This is a genomic window from Streptomyces sp. NPDC058758 (genome assembly GCF_042746075.1).
In the GTDB taxonomy this organism is placed as follows: Bacteria; Actinomycetota; Actinomycetes; order Streptomycetales; family Streptomycetaceae; genus Streptomyces.
In genome coordinates this window covers 303,360-319,420 of record NZ_JBHYPS010000001.1, presented here as the reverse complement: position 1 = coordinate 319,420, position 16,061 = coordinate 303,360, and the positions used below count along the sequence as shown (strand labels likewise).

The 16,061-nt window shown below is 74.6% G+C and carries 14 protein-coding genes; 5 read left to right on the top strand and 9 right to left on the bottom strand.

Annotated features, from left to right (window positions below; translation table 11 throughout):
* Positions 1-119: 119 nt before the first annotated feature.
* Together metF and ACFW6A_RS01450 are read left to right on the top strand one after the other, a co-directional pair.
* The gene (gene metF / locus ACFW6A_RS01455) at positions 120-1,034 is read left to right on the top strand and encodes a methylenetetrahydrofolate reductase [NAD(P)H] (RefSeq protein ID WP_351840990.1); all 915 of its coding nucleotides are present in this window, start codon (positions 120-122) and stop codon (positions 1,032-1,034) included.
* Positions 1,035-1,088: 54 nt separating this feature from the next.
* Positions 1,089-1,976: a hypothetical protein gene (locus tag ACFW6A_RS01450; RefSeq protein ID WP_351840992.1), complete on the top strand. Its 888-nt coding sequence runs from the start codon at positions 1,089-1,091 to the stop codon at positions 1,974-1,976.
* 19 nt (positions 1,977-1,995) lie between these two features.
* On the opposite strand, the gene ACFW6A_RS01445 is transcribed toward ACFW6A_RS01450, so the two are convergent.
* The 5 genes from ACFW6A_RS01445 to ACFW6A_RS01425 form a co-directional block, all read right to left on the bottom strand.
* On the bottom strand, positions 1,996-3,429 hold the full coding sequence (locus ACFW6A_RS01445) for an NAD(P)/FAD-dependent oxidoreductase (protein WP_351840994.1): 1,434 nt from the start codon (positions 3,427-3,429) through the stop codon (positions 1,996-1,998).
* A gap of 10 nt (positions 3,430-3,439) precedes the next feature.
* A complete protein-coding gene (locus tag ACFW6A_RS01440) occupies positions 3,440-4,078 on the bottom strand; it encodes a DUF4126 domain-containing protein (protein ID WP_351840996.1) in 639 nt (212 codons plus the stop codon).
* A gap of 302 nt (positions 4,079-4,380) precedes the next feature.
* Positions 4,381-4,992: a TetR/AcrR family transcriptional regulator gene (locus tag ACFW6A_RS01435; RefSeq protein WP_351840998.1), complete on the bottom strand. Its 612-nt coding sequence runs from the start codon at positions 4,990-4,992 to the stop codon at positions 4,381-4,383.
* A gap of 29 nt (positions 4,993-5,021) precedes the next feature.
* Positions 5,022-7,166, bottom strand: a complete 2,145-nt coding sequence (locus tag ACFW6A_RS01430) for a YhgE/Pip domain-containing protein (RefSeq protein ID WP_351841000.1) — start codon at positions 7,164-7,166, stop codon at positions 5,022-5,024.
* Positions 7,138-7,884 (bottom strand): ATP-binding cassette domain-containing protein, encoded by a 747-nt coding sequence (locus tag ACFW6A_RS01425; protein ID WP_351841200.1) that lies wholly within the window; start codon positions 7,882-7,884, stop codon positions 7,138-7,140. The genes ACFW6A_RS01430 and ACFW6A_RS01425 overlap by 29 nt, the downstream gene beginning before the upstream one ends.
* Positions 7,885-8,246: 362 nt before the next feature.
* Between ACFW6A_RS01425 and ACFW6A_RS01420 the strand changes: the two genes are divergently transcribed.
* The 3 genes from ACFW6A_RS01420 to ACFW6A_RS01410 all read left to right on the top strand — a co-directional run bounded on the left by ACFW6A_RS01420 (position 8,247) and on the right by ACFW6A_RS01410 (position 10,251).
* A complete protein-coding gene (locus tag ACFW6A_RS01420; RefSeq protein WP_351841002.1) occupies positions 8,247-8,720 on the top strand; it encodes an SAV_6107 family HEPN domain-containing protein in 474 nt (157 codons plus the stop codon).
* A gap of 66 nt (positions 8,721-8,786) precedes the next feature.
* A complete protein-coding gene (locus tag ACFW6A_RS01415; RefSeq protein ID WP_351841004.1) occupies positions 8,787-9,575 on the top strand; it encodes a methyltransferase in 789 nt (262 codons plus the stop codon).
* Between the two features lie 274 nt (positions 9,576-9,849).
* Positions 9,850-10,251 carry a DUF3040 domain-containing protein gene (locus ACFW6A_RS01410; protein ID WP_351841006.1) on the top strand — a complete coding sequence of 134 codons (402 nt, stop codon included), beginning with the start codon at positions 9,850-9,852 and terminating at the stop codon, positions 10,249-10,251.
* Positions 10,252-10,480: 229 nt separating this feature from the next.
* On the opposite strand, the gene ACFW6A_RS01405 is transcribed toward ACFW6A_RS01410, so the two are convergent.
* The 4 genes from ACFW6A_RS01405 to ACFW6A_RS01390 form a co-directional block, all read right to left on the bottom strand.
* A complete protein-coding gene (locus tag ACFW6A_RS01405; protein ID WP_351841008.1) occupies positions 10,481-12,829 on the bottom strand; it encodes a DUF3488 and transglutaminase-like domain-containing protein in 2,349 nt (782 codons plus the stop codon).
* On the bottom strand, positions 12,826-14,205 hold the full coding sequence (locus tag ACFW6A_RS01400) for a DUF58 domain-containing protein (protein WP_351841010.1): 1,380 nt from the start codon (positions 14,203-14,205) through the stop codon (positions 12,826-12,828). The genes ACFW6A_RS01405 and ACFW6A_RS01400 overlap by 4 nt, the downstream gene beginning before the upstream one ends.
* On the bottom strand, positions 14,205-15,221 hold the full coding sequence (locus tag ACFW6A_RS01395; RefSeq protein ID WP_351841012.1) for a MoxR family ATPase: 1,017 nt from the start codon (positions 15,219-15,221) through the stop codon (positions 14,205-14,207). Before ACFW6A_RS01395 ends, ACFW6A_RS01400 begins: the two co-directional genes overlap by 1 nt.
* A 146-nt stretch (positions 15,222-15,367) precedes the next feature.
* Positions 15,368-15,961 (bottom strand): carbonic anhydrase, encoded by a 594-nt coding sequence (locus tag ACFW6A_RS01390; protein WP_351841014.1) that lies wholly within the window; start codon positions 15,959-15,961, stop codon positions 15,368-15,370.
* Between the last annotated feature and the right edge of the window lie 100 nt (positions 15,962-16,061).

The following is a 16,061-nucleotide window of genomic DNA, read 5'->3' as shown; positions in this document are numbered from 1 at the left end:
CCGGCCAGGGGTCCGACCGGCCCGGAGGGGCCTGTTCCGTCTCGTACCGGTGTCCGAAAAGGTGTCCAGTACTCGGACGCGGTTTCCGCGCTTCCCTGGACCCCGTCTAACCTGCCGGTATGGCCCTTGGAACCGCTTCCGTCCGTACGGACCGCGCCCGCACGGTGCGCGAGATCCTCGCCTCCGGGACGTCGTACTCCTTCGAGTTCTACGCCCCCCGGACGGCCAAGGGCGAGCAGGTCCTCTGGAACGCCATGCGCCGCGTCGAGGCCGTCGGCCCCAGCTTCGTCTCCGTGACCTACGGCGCCGGCGGCTCCACCCGCGGCGGCACCGTCAAGGCCACCCAGAAGATCGCCTCGGACACCACCCTCACCCCGGTCGCCCACCTCACCGCCGTGGACCACTCGGTCGCCGAGCTGCGCAACGTCCTCGGCCAGTACGCCGACGCCGGCATCCGCAACATGCTCGCGCTGCGCGGCGACCCGCCCGGCGACCCGCTGGGCGACTGGGTCGAGCACCCCGAGGGCGTCCGCTACGCCGCCGACCTGGTCCGTCTCATCAAGGAGTCCGGCGACTTCTGCGTGGGCGTCGCCGCCTTCCCCGAGATGCACCCCCGGTCCGCGGACTGGGACACCGACATCCGGCACTTCGTCGACAAGTGCCGGGCGGGCGCCGACTACGCGGTGACCCAGATGTTCTTCGACCCGGAGAACTACCTGCGGCTCCGCGACAGCGTCGAGAAGGCCGGCTGCGAGACCCCGATCATCCCCGAGGTCATGCCCGTCGTGAACGTGAAGACCCTCGACCGGCTGCCCCAGCTCAGCAACGCCGCCTTCCCCGCGGACGTGAAAGAACGCATCCTCGCGGTCAAGGACGATCCCGCCGCTGTACGCTCCATCGGTATCGAGTTCGCGACGGAGTTCTGCGCGCGCCTGCTGGCCGAGGGTGTCCCCGGACTGCACTTCATCACGCTCAACAGCTCCACCGCGACGCTCGAGATCTACGAGAATCTCGGACTGCACCAGCAGTCCTGACCGGTCGTACCCGCCCCGACCCGCGGCGGTGGCCGTAGAGAGGGGCTGCGGGGCATGGGGTGGACGGTCCTCTACATCGCGTTCGGCCTGGTGGCGCTCTGGCTGCTGGGCGAAGTGCTCCTCCAGTACAAGGCGCGGCTGCGCTGGCGGATCCTCGCCTTCTGCGGCTTCCTCGGCGTGGTCGCCGGCGTGCTGCTGCCCTCGGTGGCGGTCATCATCGCGGGTGCCGTCGCCTTCGCCGCCGGCCAGACCTTCGTGACCCTCTCCTTCCGCCGCGGCTTCTCCACCGGCTGGGCGATCGGCGGCAGCCCCGGCGCCAGCCGCCGCCGCAGGGCGGGCGCGGCCCCCGAGGCCGGCCCCACCCTGGAGGTCTCCGGCCTCGCCTACGAGGACGCCGACGCGGCCCACGCCCCCGGCCCCGATGCCGAGGAGCTGCGCGCCGGCGCCGAACCGGCCTCCGTCTACGAGCCGCAGCCCCTGCCCGAGGACACCGGAAGCTACGGCGTCTACGGCGGGCAGCACGACCAGGCCCCGCAGCCCGCCGCGTACGGCGGCTACGACACGGGCGCCCACGACACCGGCGGCTACGACACCACCGGCTACGGCACCGGCGGCTACGCCCCCACCGGCCAGGACGCCCCCGCCTACGACACCTACGCCGCCGGCTACGAGCAGCAGCCCGGATACGACTACGGCACCGCCGGCGCCCCGCAGCAGTACGCCGCCTACTCCGACCCGTACATCGGCCCCGGCACCGACGGCCAGCAGTACACCTCGTACTACGGCGACCCCCACGCCCCCTCGTATGGCTACGACACCCCGCCCGGCGGCGTCTGGGTCCCGCAGCAGCGCGACACCGACGAGCAGCCGCCCCAGGCGCACGCCCCGGGGCAGTACGGCTACGATCCGCACCCGGACGAGCGGTCCCCCTACCGCTACTGAGCGGACGGGGCGGACCGGCTCACTGCGAGCCGCGGAACTCCGCGCCCTCCACGATCAGCCCGGCCACCAGCGCGCCCGACATGCCCGCGTGGGCGAGGCCGCCGCCCGGGTGCGACCAGCCGCCCGCGAAGTAGAGGCCGGGGACGGGGGAGAGGTTCGCTGCGGGCAGCAGGGCGTTGCCCGCCCCGGCCAGCGCGGGGCCCGGTACCTCGGCCGTCCCGGTCGCCGCCCGGACGTCCTCGGGCGCACGGACGTGCCGCCACAACAGCCGCTCGGCCAGCCCCGGCACCGCCCGCGAGGCCGCCTCGACCATCCGGTCGGCGAACGGCTCCCCGCCCCACTCGCCGGAGGCCGGTACGGTCGCCGTGACCGTCACCGCCTCGTAGGCACCCTCCGGGTGCAGCGCCGGATCGTCGGGCCGCAGCACCGTGACCGTCGGCCGGCCGCCCTCGGCATGCACGACCGTGCGGTGCACGGCCCCCTCCTCACGGGCCCCCCGCAGCGCCAGGTGGACCGTCACCCTGCTGGTGCCCAGCACCTGGTGACGCGCCCAGTCCTCGCTGCCCTCCCACTCGACCAGCTGGTCCCGGTAGAGCGCGGGCACCGGGATGCCGGAGACCACGTGGTCGGCGTCGACCGCCTCGCCCGTCTCCAGCCCGACGCCCACCGCCCGGCCGTCCTTCTCGACGACCTCCGTCACCTCCGTGCCGAAGACGAACTCCACCCGCCGCTCCCGGCAGCGCTCGTACACCGCGACCGCGAGCGCCCGGATGCCGCCGGCCACGTACCAGCTGCCGAAGGTCTGCTCCATGTACGGCAGCACGGCGGCGGACGCCGGCGCGGAGGACGCCGGGAAGCCGTACGCCTCCGCGTACGAGTCCAGGAGGGCGACCAGCCGGGGGTCCCGCAGCTCGCGCTCCCCGACCTGGGCCAGCGTCCGCGTCGGACGGCGCAGCAGGCCCGCCCTGAGGGCCGGGTACGGCTCCTGGGCCAGGGCCTTCGGGTCGGCGGGCTGCGGCTCCTCCAGGAGCGGGCGCCGGGTGCGGTCCCACGCCTCGCGGGCCCGCGTCAGGAAGTCGCCCCAGCGCTCGCCCGCGCCCGCGCCGAGCGCCGCGTCCAGCGCGGCGACCGTGCCGGCCCGGGAGGCGTTCGGCAGGTCCACGCGGGTGCCGTCGGCGAAGACGTGCCGGGCGGCCGGATCGACCTGGCTCAGCCCGACGCACTCCTCCAGCGGCTTCTTCCCCGTCTTCACGAACAGGTCGCGGTAGACCGCCGGCAGGTGCAGCAGCCCGGGGCCGGTGTCGAAGGCGAAGCCCTCGCGGGCGAAGCGGCCCACCGCCCCGCCGTACGTCGACGTCCGCTCGTACACCGTCACCGTGTGTCCGGCGACCGCGAGCCGTGCCGCCGCCGCCATGGCGCCGAGACCCGCGCCGATCACCGCAATCCGTCCCATGCCAGGGACTTTATCGGCCTCCGCCGACAGAACGGTCCGCAGGTGGGCCGCCCTCCGCCGCGGCCAGTCTGCGCTCCTCGCGGCGCTGGGCCCGGCGGCGCAGGAAGCGCCGGATCCGGGAGGCCAGGAAGACCAGCAGCCACACGCCGAGCGCCAGCAGCACGGCGGCGATCACCGCCGCCGCCACCGGATGGAAGATCGCGAAGGTGATGACCCCCGCGACCGCGAGGTCCTCGCCCGTGCTCAGCGCGATGTTGGAGAACGGCTCCGGCGAGGTGTTCACCGCCATCCGCGTCCCCGCCTTGACCAGATGGCTCATCAGCGCCGTCGACCCGCCGATCGCCCCCGCCGCCAGCTCGGGCAGCGAACCGCTCTCGCCCGCCAGCAGGGCCGCCACCACGGCGCCCGCGACCGGCCGGATCACGGTGTGGACGGAGTCCCAGAGGTTGTCCACGTACGGGATCTTGTCGGCGACCGCCTCGCACAGGAACAGCACGCCGGCCACGATCAGGACGTCCGTGCGCTGGAGCGCCTCGGGCACCTCGTCGGTGAGCCCGGTCGCGCCGAAGAGACCGAGGAGCAGGACCACCGCGTAGGCGTTGATCCCGCTCGCCCAGCCGCTCGTGAAGACCAGGGGGAGTACGGACACGCTCGTGATCGTAACGAGGCGGCGCCCGTCCGTCACGACTGAGTACGCGTACTCAGGGGCCGAGATGAGTACCCGCGCGGATGGGGGAGGGGCCGCCGGGAGGAGAGAGTGGAGCCCACGGAAGGGGCGCGGCTCCGGACCGCCGACACGGGGCGGCGGAACGGGGCCGCGCGCCTGCCGGCACGGGGGACGTGCACGGGGGTGTACGAAGGAAGCGCCGGTCCGGCGTGGCTCGGGGGGATCGAGCCTCGTCGGACCGGCGCTTCTCGTTGCGGCCTGCGGCCTGCGGCCCGGGTCCCGGATCAGCCGCGTCCGCCCACCCGGCCGTGCAGCAGCAGCGACAGCGCCGCGTGCACGTCGTCGAGGGAGCGCTCGCTCTGGAAGGCCTTCCAGTCCAGGGCGGCGACAAGCACCATGCCGACCAGGGCCGCCGCCGTCAGCTGGACGTCGATCTCCCCGCTCAGCTCGCCCGCCTCGACGCCCTCGCGCAGCACGCCCTCCACGACGGCGACGGCCTCCTGGCGCACCACCAGGAGCGTGGAGTTCCAGGCGCGGTTGGTGCGCCAGAGCTCGGCCACGTACAGCTGGGTGAAGGCCGGGTAGCGGTCGATGAAGACGAGGCCGGCGCGGATCATCGCGTCCAGCGCGGCCACCCGGCTGCCGCCCCGCGCCGCCGTCTCCTCGGCCGCCGTCCGCAGGGAGGCGGTGAGGAGGGAGACGCCGTGGCGCAGCAGCTCCTCGAAGAGCTCGGTCTTGCTCTTGAAGTTGTAGTAGACCGTGCCCTTGGCCACCCCGGCCCGCTCGGCGATCTCGTCGACCGTCGTGGCCGAGAACCCCTGCTCGGCGATGAGGGTGACGGCCGCCTCGTAGAGCTTGGCGCGGGTGGCCCGGCGGCGGGTGCTGCTGCTGTCCATGGGATCGATTCTCACAGAGGCGGTGCGGGTCAGAGGGACAGTTCCGGGTGCAGCCGGTCCAGCGTCCACACCTGCTTGCGCCGCGCGGAGACCGCGGTCAGGGCGAGCGCGCCCAGGGTGTAGGCGGTGAGGACGGCGACGGCCTCCCAGACCGGCCCGAGCCCGCCGCCGCTGATGAGCCGGCGGAGCGCGTCCACCACGTGGGTCATCGGCAGGAAGGGGTGGACGGCGTTGAAGAAGCCCGGGCTGGTCTGCACCGGGTAGGTGCCGCCCGCCGAGGTCAGCTGGACCATGAGCAGCGCGAGCACCAGGATCCGGCCGGCCGCGCCGAAGCGGGCGTTGAGCCACTGGATGATCGCGGCGAAGCAGCAGGTCACGAGCGCGAGGAAGCCGACCGTGCCGGCCGCCCTGGCCATCTCCAGGCCGAGGCCCCAGTGCAGGACGGAGAGGAGCGCCCCGACCTGGAGGACGCCGATCGCCGCCACCGGGAACCAGCCGGCCAGCGCGATCCGCCACGCGGAGGCGCCCGCGGCGAGGGCCCGCCGGTTCATCGGCTGGATGATCATGTAGGCGACCATCGCGCCGACCCAGAGGGAGAGCGGGATGAAGTACGGGGCGAAGCCCGTGCCGTAGTTCGGCGCCTTGTGGAGCGTCTGGGCGGCCAGCTTCACCGGGTCGGCCATGACCTCGGTGCGCCGGTCGCGCTCGTCCTTGTCGTAGTCCGGGATCTTGTCGACGCCGTCCTTGAGGCCGGTGGCGAGCGAGCCGGAGCCGTCGGCCAGCTTGAACAGGCCGCCGTCGAGGTCGCCGGCGCCCTTCTTGAGCTTGCCGACGCCGCTGTCCAGGCTGACCGAGCCGGCGCGGGCGCCCGTGATGCCGGTGTGCAGCTGCTCGGCGCCGTCGGCGACCTTCTTCGCGCCCGTGTTGAGCTCGTTGATCCTCCGGATGGCGCCCTCGACGTCCTCGTCCAGGTGCGGGGCGCGGGCGGCCAGCTCGTCGGCCTCCTTCTTGAGCTTCTTCAGCCGCGTGTCCAGCGTCTTCAGGTCGCCCTTGCTGTCCTTGGTCAGCTCGTGCACGTCGTCCGCGACGGTGGCGACGTCCCCGGCGGTGGTCGATGCCTCCTTGAGGGCCGCGCACACCTCCTCGGGATCGGGGAGCGCGACGCCCTCGGGCAGGGTCACGCCCTCCGGCAGCTCGACCGGCGCGGCGGCGCCGGGCTTCGCGCAGGACTCGCGGTGCAGCCGGGCGAGCGTGTCGTCCGCCTTGTGGGCGGCGGTGCGCAGCAGCGGGGCGCGGCGCACCAGGTCCTCCAGGTCGTTGCGGGCGAGGGTGGCCGAGTCGGAGACCAGCTTGGCGGTGTCGCGGATCGACTTGCCGTTGTTCGCCAGGTAGGGGCGGACCTTGTCCGCGGTGCCGTTGACCTTGTCGGCGAGCGCCTGGGTGCCGTTCGCGACCTTGCGCGTGCCGGTCTGGACGTCCTTGGAGCCCTTGTCCAGCTTCTTCAGGCCGGAGGCCAGGTCGCTGCTGCCGGTCTTGGCGTCGCTCAGTCCGTCGGAGAGGTCCTTGGACCCCTTCTTGGCCTTGTCCACGCCCTTCTTGAGGTCGGCCGCGCCCTTGGCGGCCTCGGCGGTGGCCTCGTGGATGTCGGAGAAGGAGATGAAGATCCTGTCGAGGAAGGTCCGGGAGGACTTGGTGGAGGCGGCGGTGCGCACCTCGGAGAAGACCGTCCGCGAGATCTGGCCGACGATGTAGTTGTTGGAGTCGTTCGTCCGGACCTTCAGGGCGCCGGTCTCGGGGGAGTCCCCGGAGCTGGAGGCGATCCGCTCGCTGAAGTCGGCGGGCACGGTCAGGGACAGGTAGTACGTGCCGTCCTCGACGCCCTTGCGCGCCTCGGCGTCGCCGACCCGGTGCCACTCGAAGGTCCTGCTGTCCAGCAGCCCCTCGGTGAGGTCCGCCCCGGCGGTGATCCGCCTGCCGTCGACGGTGGCGCCGCGGTCCTCGTCGACGAGGGCCACGGGCAGCCGGTCGAGCCTGCTGTACGGGTCCCAGAACGAGTACAGGTACAGGGCGCCGTACAGCAGCGGCAGCAGCAGGACCGCGACGAGCGCGGCGCGCGGCAGCTTCCCCCTGCCGAAGCGCCTCAGCTCAAGCGCGGCCAGTTTCGGCGAGCGCATCGTCCGCCCCCTCCTCGGTGGTGTCGTCTTCGGCGGTGGTCCCCGCGGCCGGGGCCACCGTGGTGATCCGCAGGGCGCCGGCCGGGGCCTCGCTGCAGACGGCGAGGACGGTGGTGCCGGCGTCGGCCACCGCGCGCAGCAGCGCCCAGGCCTCGGCCCGGTCGGCGTCCGACAGCTTCAGGTCCGTGTCGTCCACGCCGAGCAGCCGGGGCCGGCCGATGAGGGCCAGCGCGATCGACAGCCGCAGCGCCTCCAGGCGCTCCAGGTCCCGTACGGAGGTCCGCTCGCCCTTCGGCAGGGCGGCCGGGTCCAGCCCGGCGGCCGCCAGGGCCTCGTCGATCCGGGCCCGGGCCTCGGCGGCCCGGGCGCCGGGGCGGCGCAGCAGGCCGCGGACCGAACCGTCGTAACGGCGCTGGAGCAGCGCCCGCTCGCGCAGGTGCTCGGCCACCGTCAGGGAAGGGTCGAGCTCGCTCACGCCGGGCACCTGCCCGAGCGCGGCGACCCGGCGCACGGCCGCCATCCGGCGCGGCAGCGGCAGCCCGCCGACCTCGGCGCGGCCCTCGTGGGTCTTCATCCGCCCGGTGAGCGCGAGCAGCAGACAGGTGCGGCCGCTGCCGGACGGGCCTTCGAGCGCCACCAGGGACCCGGCCCCGGCACGGAACGAGACCTCGCGGAAGGCCCAGCCGCGGGGGCCCTTGAGCCCCAGCCCCTCGGCCACGAGCGCGGCGCCGCGCGCCGCCGGGCCGAGGCCGGCTTCTCCGCCGGCGCCTGCTTCCGCGCCGTTGCCGGTCTTCCCGCCGGCTCCCGCTTCCCCGTCGGTGCCGGCCTTTCCGGCGGTCCCTGCCTCTCCGCCGGTGCCCGCCCCTTCGTCGGCGTCCTCCGGAGACGGTCGTGTGGCCAGGTCGTCGGATCCCACGGATCCACCCCCCGCTTCCCCACTTTTGAACTGACTGGTCAGTGCAAAAGTTACCCGCGAGTCGCTTCGCTGGCAAAACCCCAGGTCAGGGTGATTGTCAGAGGGGGCCTGCACGATGGACACAGACGGCGACAAGACCGTCACCCGACGACAGGAGGCTCGTCATGGCCAGTCCTTTCGCAGCAGCCGACGTCCACCCCGTGTCCCGCAGGAGCGCCGCCCCGCCCGCCGCCCTCGACCTGCTCGCCAAGGCCCACGCCGGGCTCGACGAGGCCGCCGCCCTCGACCGCCCCCACGAGAGGTACGCCACCGCGCACCTCGCCGCCCTGCGCGCCGCGGCCGCCGTCCTCGCCGCCCGCGCCCGCCCCGTGCCCCCGACCCGCCGGCGCCAGGCCATAAGGAGCGCCTGGGAGCTGCTGCCGCAGCTCGCGCCCGAGCTGACCGAATGGAGCGTCCTCTTCGCCTCCGGGGCCCCGCGCCGGGCCCTCGCCGAGGCCGGGGTCGCCGCGGCCGCGACCCCGCGCGAGGCCGACGACCTGGTCAGGGACGCCGCCCACTTCCTGCGCCTGGTCGAGCGGCTCCTCGCGCTCCAGCCGGTGCTGCCCCGGCAGCCCCCGGCGGACGACGTCGCCGGATGATCGGCACGGCACCCCGGAGGCCATAGGGTGGGGAGGTCCGTACCCGTCACGAAGGAGCCAAGAGCCGTGCCGGACCCATCCGCTGTCTTCGGCCGTGAGGCGTCGTCGCGCCCGTCGCGCGCCTCCCTGCGCACCGCCGTCGTCTGGGACGTCCTCAAGGACGCCCTCGACCGCCGGGTCGGGAGCGCCGGGAAGGCCGCCCTGGACGTCCTCGACACCGGCGGCGGCTCCGGCAACTTCGCGGTCCCGGTGGCCCGCCTCGGTCACCGCGTCACCGTCGTCGACCCCAGCCCCAACGCGCTCTTCGCCCTGGAGCGCCGTGCCGCGGAGGCCGGGGTCGCCGACCTGGTGACCGGCGTCCAGGGCGACGTCCGCGGCCTCTTCGACGTGGCCGAGCGCGGCGCCTACGACGTGGTGCTCTGCCACGGCGTCCTGGAGTACGTCGACGACCCCGCCGAGGGCGTGCGGAACACGGTGGCCGCGCTCCGCCCCGGCGGCGCGCTCAGCCTCCTCGGCGCCGGACTCGGCGGCGCGGTGCTCGCCCGCGCCCTCGCCGGACACTTCACCGAGGCCCGGACCGCGCTCGGCGACCCCGACGGCCGCTGGGGCGCCGGCGACCCCGTGCCCCGGCGCTTCACCGCCGAGCAGCTCACCGGGCTGGCCGAGGAGGCCGGGCTCTCCGTGGCCGCCGTCCACGGCGTGCGGATCTTCGCCGACCTGGTGCCCGGCGTCCTCGTCGACACCGAGCCCGGAGCCGCCGAGGCCCTGCTGAAGCTGGAGGCGGCCGCCGCCGAACTGGCCGCCTTCCACGCCATCGCCACCCAGCTCCACGTGCTCGCCGAGAAGTCCGCCTGATCCGCTGGAACTCCGGGGCCGCGCCACCCGTTCGGAGGTGCGGGCCCGGCTCTGCCACAGGCCGCCCCATATGCGGCTTCGCGCCGTATGATCGAGGGAAACCATCCGGCATGACGGGCGGACGGCTGGGGAATCAACGCCTCACCATCCGAACCGCATGGCGGCCCGGATTGGCTGATCGGTAGTGAGGGCGGGTTTCACGGGGGCGATTCCCTGCCTATCCTGAAAGGGCCGCAAACCGGTCGCCCCCGCGACCGACGACTAGGAGGACTCCGTGCCGCTCTCGGAGCACGAGCAGCGCATGCTCGAGCAGATGGAGCGAGCGCTGTACGCCGAAGACCCCAAGTTCGCGACAGCGCTCGAGGGAAGCGGGCTGCGCACGTACACCCGGCGTCGGGTGTATCAGGCAGTCGCCGGCTTCCTGGTGGGTATCGCGCTCCTCATGGCCGGAATGGTCGCACAGCAGATCTGGATCAGCGTGGTGGGATTCCTCGTCATGCTGGGCTGCGCGGTCCTGGCGGTCACCGGCTGGCGCAAGGCGCCGAAGCCGGGCGAGCAGCCGCAGCAGGCGGCCAGGGGCCGCCGTGGTGGCGGGCAGGCGCGACGCTCCATGATGGACCGGATCGAGACGCGGTGGCAGCGACGCCGCGACGAGCAGCAGGGCGGCGGCCACTGACGCCCCGCTGAGCGGAGACCCCGCACCCCCGTGACCCCGCCCCGCCGGCCCCGAGCCCGGCGGGGCGCAGTCTTTTCCCGTGGCCCTTGCGGCCCCGCGACCTCCTGCGAACCCCCGCGATCTCCCGCGGCCTCCTGAGCATCCCCACGCCCCGCCCGCCGAAAGCGCTCCGCCGGCCCCGCGGGACGTGTTCCCGCGGGGCCGGCGGAGCGCGGTCCGCGCCGGAGCCTCAGGTGCGCAGGCGCGGGGCGCGGGCCTTCAGGGCGGTCCAGCGGGTGGAGGCCGACCAGTGGAGACGGGCCGCGGAACGGGGAGCCAGGAGGGCACGGAGACGGACCGTGCGCGAGGCCCGCGCGTGGAACCCGGCCCGTACCCGCTTCGCGTCCCGCGCGAGCCCCTCCACCGGCCGCGGCGACGGCGCGTAGAGGGTCTCCTCGACCGCGCCCGCCACCCGGTGCACGGCCTCCGCCGCCTCCCCGGACAGCTCACCCGCCCGGACGATCCGCTCCGCGGTCCTGCGGGGCGTCTGCGCCTCGTCGGGTTCGAGGCCGTAGTCCCAGGCCGTGTCGCCGATCTCCCGCCACACCGCCAGCGCGCCGCCCGAGGGCGCGAGCCGCTTGGCCCGCACCCGGGTCCGCCAGAGGAGCGGGACGAGGGGCAGCGCCAGGACCAGCAGCACCGCCAGCGTCCAGCCGGCCACCTTCGCCAGGTCCGTACCGCCGCCGGAGGCCGTGTCGTCCGCCGCCGCCGGGTTCGGGCCGCACTCGCCGAGGCGCCGCATCTCCGGCGGGCAGCTCTCCGAGGCGCTCGGCGCCGCCGAGGGCTGCGCCGAGGACGTCGCGGAGGGCTGCGCCGGACCGGTCGGGCCGGCGGTGGGGGAGGCCTGCCGGGTGTACGCCGGGGTGGAGCCGCGCGACGGCGTGGGCTCGAAACGGGTCCAGCCGGCGCCCTCGAAGTACAGCTCCGGCCAGGCGTGGGCGTCCCGGATGCCGACCGACACCGAGCCGTCGGACTGCGTGGTGCCCGGCATGAAGCCGACCGCCACCCGCGCCGGGATGCCCAGCGTGCGGGCCATCGCCGCCATCGAGAAGGAGAAGTGGATGCAGAACCCCTCCTTGTCCCTCAGGAAGCGGGAGATCGCCTCCGTGCCCGTCCCGGACGTCACGTCGACGTCGTACCGGAAGCCGCCGTCCTCGGCGAACCAGTCCTGCAGCAGGACCGCCCGCTCGTAGTCGTTCGACGCGCCCTTGGTGACCTCCAGGGCCGTCGACCTCACGTCGGCGGGAAGGCTCCCGGGCACCTTGGTGTACTCGCGCAGCAACTGCTCCGGCGCCGGGCCCGCCTGGGCGAGCTGCTCGCTCGTGGGCCGCACGTCGAGGCTGGTCACCTGGTAGCGGACGCCCTTGGTCGTCTGCTTGTCGTCGCCGACGAGCATCCGGCCGGCCGGCTCGAACCGCCAGCGGCCCTCGATGTCGACCCGGGCGGCCGGGAACGGCATCGGCAGCCACTTCTGGTCGTACCCCTCCGAGGCGACGAAGTTGCTGGTCACCTCGGAGGTGCGGACGGACTGCGCGAGGCCGTCGGGCCACGGCAGCCCCTTCGGCACCGCCTCGATCGGGCGGACCGAGGACTTCCACGAGGTGCCGTCGAACTGGTCGAGGGCGACGAGCCGCAGGTACAGCCCGCTGTTGTCCAGGGCGTTGGTCCGGTAGCGCAGGACCTCGAAGTCCTCCGGCTGGCGCAGGTTGTCCTGGAGGGAGACCAGCGGGTTCACCGCGGCGATGGTGCCGCCGCCTCCGCCGCCCCCACCGGGGCCCGCGCCGCCGCCGCTGCCCAGCAGCCCGCCGGAGAAGCCCGGCAGGACGAGCGGCACCACCAGGGCGGTGCCCATCGCGACGGCGCCGATCCGGCGGCCGGTGCGGACCGGGGCGAAGGCGCTCCCCCCGCCGCCCGCGGCCGAGCCGGGCCGGCCGGAGCGCTGGGCGCCGCCGAAGACCCGCCCCCACGCCGAGAGCCGGTCGCGGCCCTCGGCGAGGAGCAGCAGGAGGTAGCCGGTGGCGGCGAGCAGGAACCAGAGCCGGCCCGCGCCGCCCCCGGAGAGCCCGGCGGCCACCGAGTACAGCGCGAGCAGCGGCAGGCCGGCCGGGGCGGCGCGGCGGAAGGTGACCGCCAGCACGTCCACCAGCAGCCCGATCGCCAGCACGCCCGCGACCAGCAGGAGCCGGATGCCCTCGGTGTCCGGGGCGGGGATCGCGTAGGTGCCGACGTCCTCGGCGCCGAGCCGGAACAGCTCCGCCACCCGCTGGACCGCGAGCGGTCCGGGCAGGAAGCCGAGGAAGGCCTGCTCCCGGGCGAAGACCGCGGTCAGCGCGACCACGCCGACCAGCAGCTGGGCGCCGACCGTCAGCGGCCGGGCCAGCGGCACCCGCCGGCACAGCATGCCGGCGGCGCTCTGCAGGGCGAGCAGGAAGGCCGCGGTGAAGATCCAGGTGGCCGGCTTGACCAGCGGCAGCAGCGCCCCGGCGGCCATCAGGGAGGCCGCCCAGGCGGCCAGTGTCAGGCGGGTGAGCCCGCTCATGCCCATCCTCCGTAGCTGTCTGCGGCGGCGGTGTCGCGCAGCTCCCCGGCGGCCTGCTGCCAGAGGTCGGCCATGCGGGCCCCGGGCGGTACGGAGACGACCGTCCAGCCCGCCTCGCGCAGCTCCCGCACCCGGGCCTCGACGGCCCCGGCGACGGCGCCGCCGGTGAGCCAGGTGCCGGAGTCCAGGACGAAGGCGACGGCCGCGCCGGCCCGGCCGCGCATCCGGCCGGCCAGGGCGGCCTGCTCCTCGTCGAGGTCGCCGAGGAAGGCGACGAGCAGCCCCTCGCTCCCGGCCCGCAGCACGTCGGAGGCGCGGGAGAGCCCGGCGCCGTCCGAGTGGTCGACGATCGCGAGGGTGTCCATCAACAGCCCGGCCGTCTCCGCGGAGTCGCCGGTGGACGCGCCCGCGTAGCCCTCGGAGCCCTCGCCGGGGACGGCGGTGCCGGTGTCGGTGAGCAGCCGGACCGCGTAGCCCCGCTCCAGCATGTGGGTGAGGACGGAGGCGGCGCCGGAGACGGCCCACTCGAAGGCCGAGTCGGGGCCCGAGCCCTGGTAGCCGGCCCGGCGGGTGTCGAGGAGGACCGTGCAGTGCGAGCGCTGGGGCTGCTCCTCGCGGCGGACCATCAGCTCGCCGTAGCGGGCGGTGGAGCGCCAGTGGACGCGGCGCAGGTCGTCGCCGGTCCGGTAGGCGCGCGGGATGACGTCGTCGTCGCCGGCGAGGGCCAGGGTGCGCTGCCGGCCCTCCCCGTACCCGGCCGCCTCGCCGCCCAGCCGGACCGGGGGCAGCGCCGTGGTGCGCGGGACGACGGTCAGGGTGTCGTACGCGTGGAAGGAGCGGGTCAGCTCGCACATCCCGAAGGGGTCGCTCAGCCGGAGCTGGAGCGGCCCGAGCGGGAAGCGGCCGCGCAGGTCGGAGCGGACCCGGTAGGAGACCTCGCGCCGGCCGCCGGCCTCGACCCGGTCGAGGACGAAGCGGGGGCGGGGGCCCAGCATGTAGGGCACGTGGTCCTGGAGCATCAGCAGCCCGGTGGGGAGCTTGGAGACGTTCTCCATCCGGAGCTGGACCCGGGCCTCGGTGCCGGCCGCCACCCGCTGCGGGGTGAGCCGGCGGGAGGTGGCGACCCGGTAGCGGGTGCGGTACAGGACGACGGCGCAGATCAGCGGCAGGCTGGCGAGCAGCAGGCCGACCCGGAGCAGGTCGGCCTGGCCGAGCACGTAGGCGCAGACCGCGGCGGCCGCCCCGGCGGCCAGGAAGGAACGGCCGCGGGTGGTGAGGCCGCCGAGGGCGGCCCGCAGGCCCGCCCGGCCCTCCTCGGCCCGGGGGCCGGCGCGGTCGTCGGCCCGCTGCCCCTCGGGTGCGGCGGGGGTCGCCATCACAGCTGCCGGCCCCCGGGCAGCCGGCCGTGGACCGGGCCGGCGGGCGGGGCCGAGGACGGGACGGGGGTCCGCTGGAGGATGTCGAGGACGACCTGCTCGGCGTTGCGCCGGCCGAGCTGGGCCTGCGCGGTGGGCAGCAGCCGGTGCGCGAGGACGGGGACGGCCAGCGCCTGGAGGTCGTCGGGCAGCACGTACTCGCGGCCGGCGAGGGCCGCGGAGGCCCGGGCGGCCCGCAGCAGGTGGAGCGTGGCGCGGGGGGAGGCGCCGAGCCGCAGGTCGGGGTGGCTGCGGGTGGCGGCGACGATGTCGACCGCGTACCGGCGCACGGCGTCGGCGACGTGCACCGCGCGGACCGCCTCGATCAGCTTGAGGACCTCGTGGGCGTGGGCGACCGGCTGGAGGTCGTCCAGCGGGTTGACCGCCCCGTGCACGTCGAGCATCCGGTACTCGGCCTCGGCGCTCGGGTACCCGATGGAGACGCGGGCCATGAAGCGGTCGCGCTGGGCCTCGGGCAGCGGGTAGGTGCCCTCCATCTCGACCGGGTTCTGGGTGGCCACGACCATGAACGGGCTGGGCAGCTCGTAGGTGTGCCCGTCGATGGTGACCTGGCGCTCCTCCATCGACTCCAGGAGCGCGGACTGCGTCTTGGGCGAGGCCCGGTTGATCTCGTCGCCGATGACGATCTGGGCGAAGATCGCGCCCGGCTTGAACTCGAACTCCCGCCGCTGCTGGTCGAAGATCGACACGCCGGTGACGTCCGACGGCAACAGATCGGGGGTGAACTGGATGCGGCGCACCGAGCAGTCGATGGACCGCGCGAGCGTCTTGGCGAGCATGGTCTTGCCGACGCCGGGCACGTCCTCGATGAGGAGGTGGCCCTCGGCGAGCAGCACGGTCAGCGCGAGACGTACGACCTCGGGCTTGCCCTCGATCACGCTCTCCACCGAGCCGCGGACGCGCTCCGCGGTGGTGGTCAGATCAGTGAGGCTCGCTCGGTCGTCATAGGTCGTCACCCCGGCCCTCCTCGGCCTTGCAGGAAAACGGACACCTGCCCCCGACGGGATGGACGGGGGGTGTCACCCGAGCATTCTTGTGGGGACGGCCGGGCCCTGTCACTCGCCTGTGGACAACTGCGGACGGAATGCCGGGGTTTGTCGTCTTACGCGGAGGCGGAAGATGTGCTCGGACCGGTGCCGGAACCGTTCTCCACAGGGTGGATCTCGCGCAGCAGACCGGTCGTGACGTCGAAGACGAACCCCCGGACGTCGTCGGTGTGCGGCAGGAACGGGGAGGTGCGGACCCGCTGCATCGACTGCCGCACGTCCTGGTCCACGTCCCGGAAGGCCTCGACCGCCCAGGCCGGCCGCTGCCCCACCTCGTCCTCCAGCTCGTGCCGGAAGTCCTCGGTGAGCGACTCCAGGCCGCAGCCCGTGTGGTGCACCAGCATCACGGCCCGGGTGCCGAGCGCCCGCTGGCTGATGGTGAGGGAGCGGATCACGTCGTCGGTGACGACGCCGCCCGCGTTGCGGATGGTGTGGCAGTCGCCGAGTTCGAGGCCCAGCGCGGCGTGCAGGTCGAGCCGGGCGTCCATGCAGGCCACGACGGCGACGCGGAGCACCGGACGCGCGTCCATGCCCGGATCGGCGAAGTCGGCGGCGTACCGCGCGTTCGCCTCGACGAGCCGCTCGGTGACCGAGCCGCCGGCGGGTATCGCGCCGGACGGGCCGGGGGAGGGGTGTGCGGAGGTCGTCATGGCTCCGACGGTAGTGCGCACCGCCCCGGCGGGCCCGCTGTGAGAAGAGGACAAAGAACCCCAATGATCCCGGGTGTGAGGCAGCCCACAGTGCGCACCG

What these genes read in the sequence shown, in the direction of transcription:
- ACFW6A_RS01420 (WP_351841002.1), top strand. Translation starts at nt 8,247, where the DNA reads ATGGCCAGTCCTTTCGCAGCAGCCGACGTCCACCCCGTGTCCCGCAGG.
- ACFW6A_RS01400 (WP_351841010.1), bottom strand. Translation starts at nt 14,205, where the DNA reads ATGGCGACCCCCGCCGCACCCGAGGGGCAGCGGGCCGACGACCGCGCC.
- metF (WP_351840990.1), top strand. Translation starts at nt 120, where the DNA reads ATGGCCCTTGGAACCGCTTCCGTCCGTACGGACCGCGCCCGCACGGTG.
- ACFW6A_RS01450 (WP_351840992.1), top strand. Translation starts at nt 1,089, where the DNA reads ATGGGGTGGACGGTCCTCTACATCGCGTTCGGCCTGGTGGCGCTCTGG.
- ACFW6A_RS01390 (WP_351841014.1), bottom strand. Translation starts at nt 15,961, where the DNA reads ATGACGACCTCCGCACACCCCTCCCCCGGCCCGTCCGGCGCGATACCC.
- ACFW6A_RS01405 (WP_351841008.1), bottom strand. Translation starts at nt 12,829, where the DNA reads ATGAGCGGGCTCACCCGCCTGACACTGGCCGCCTGGGCGGCCTCCCTG.
- ACFW6A_RS01430 (WP_351841000.1), bottom strand. Translation starts at nt 7,166, where the DNA reads ATGCGCTCGCCGAAACTGGCCGCGCTTGAGCTGAGGCGCTTCGGCAGG.
- ACFW6A_RS01445 (WP_351840994.1), bottom strand. Translation starts at nt 3,429, where the DNA reads ATGGGACGGATTGCGGTGATCGGCGCGGGTCTCGGCGCCATGGCGGCG.
- ACFW6A_RS01435 (WP_351840998.1), bottom strand. Translation starts at nt 4,992, where the DNA reads ATGGACAGCAGCAGCACCCGCCGCCGGGCCACCCGCGCCAAGCTCTAC.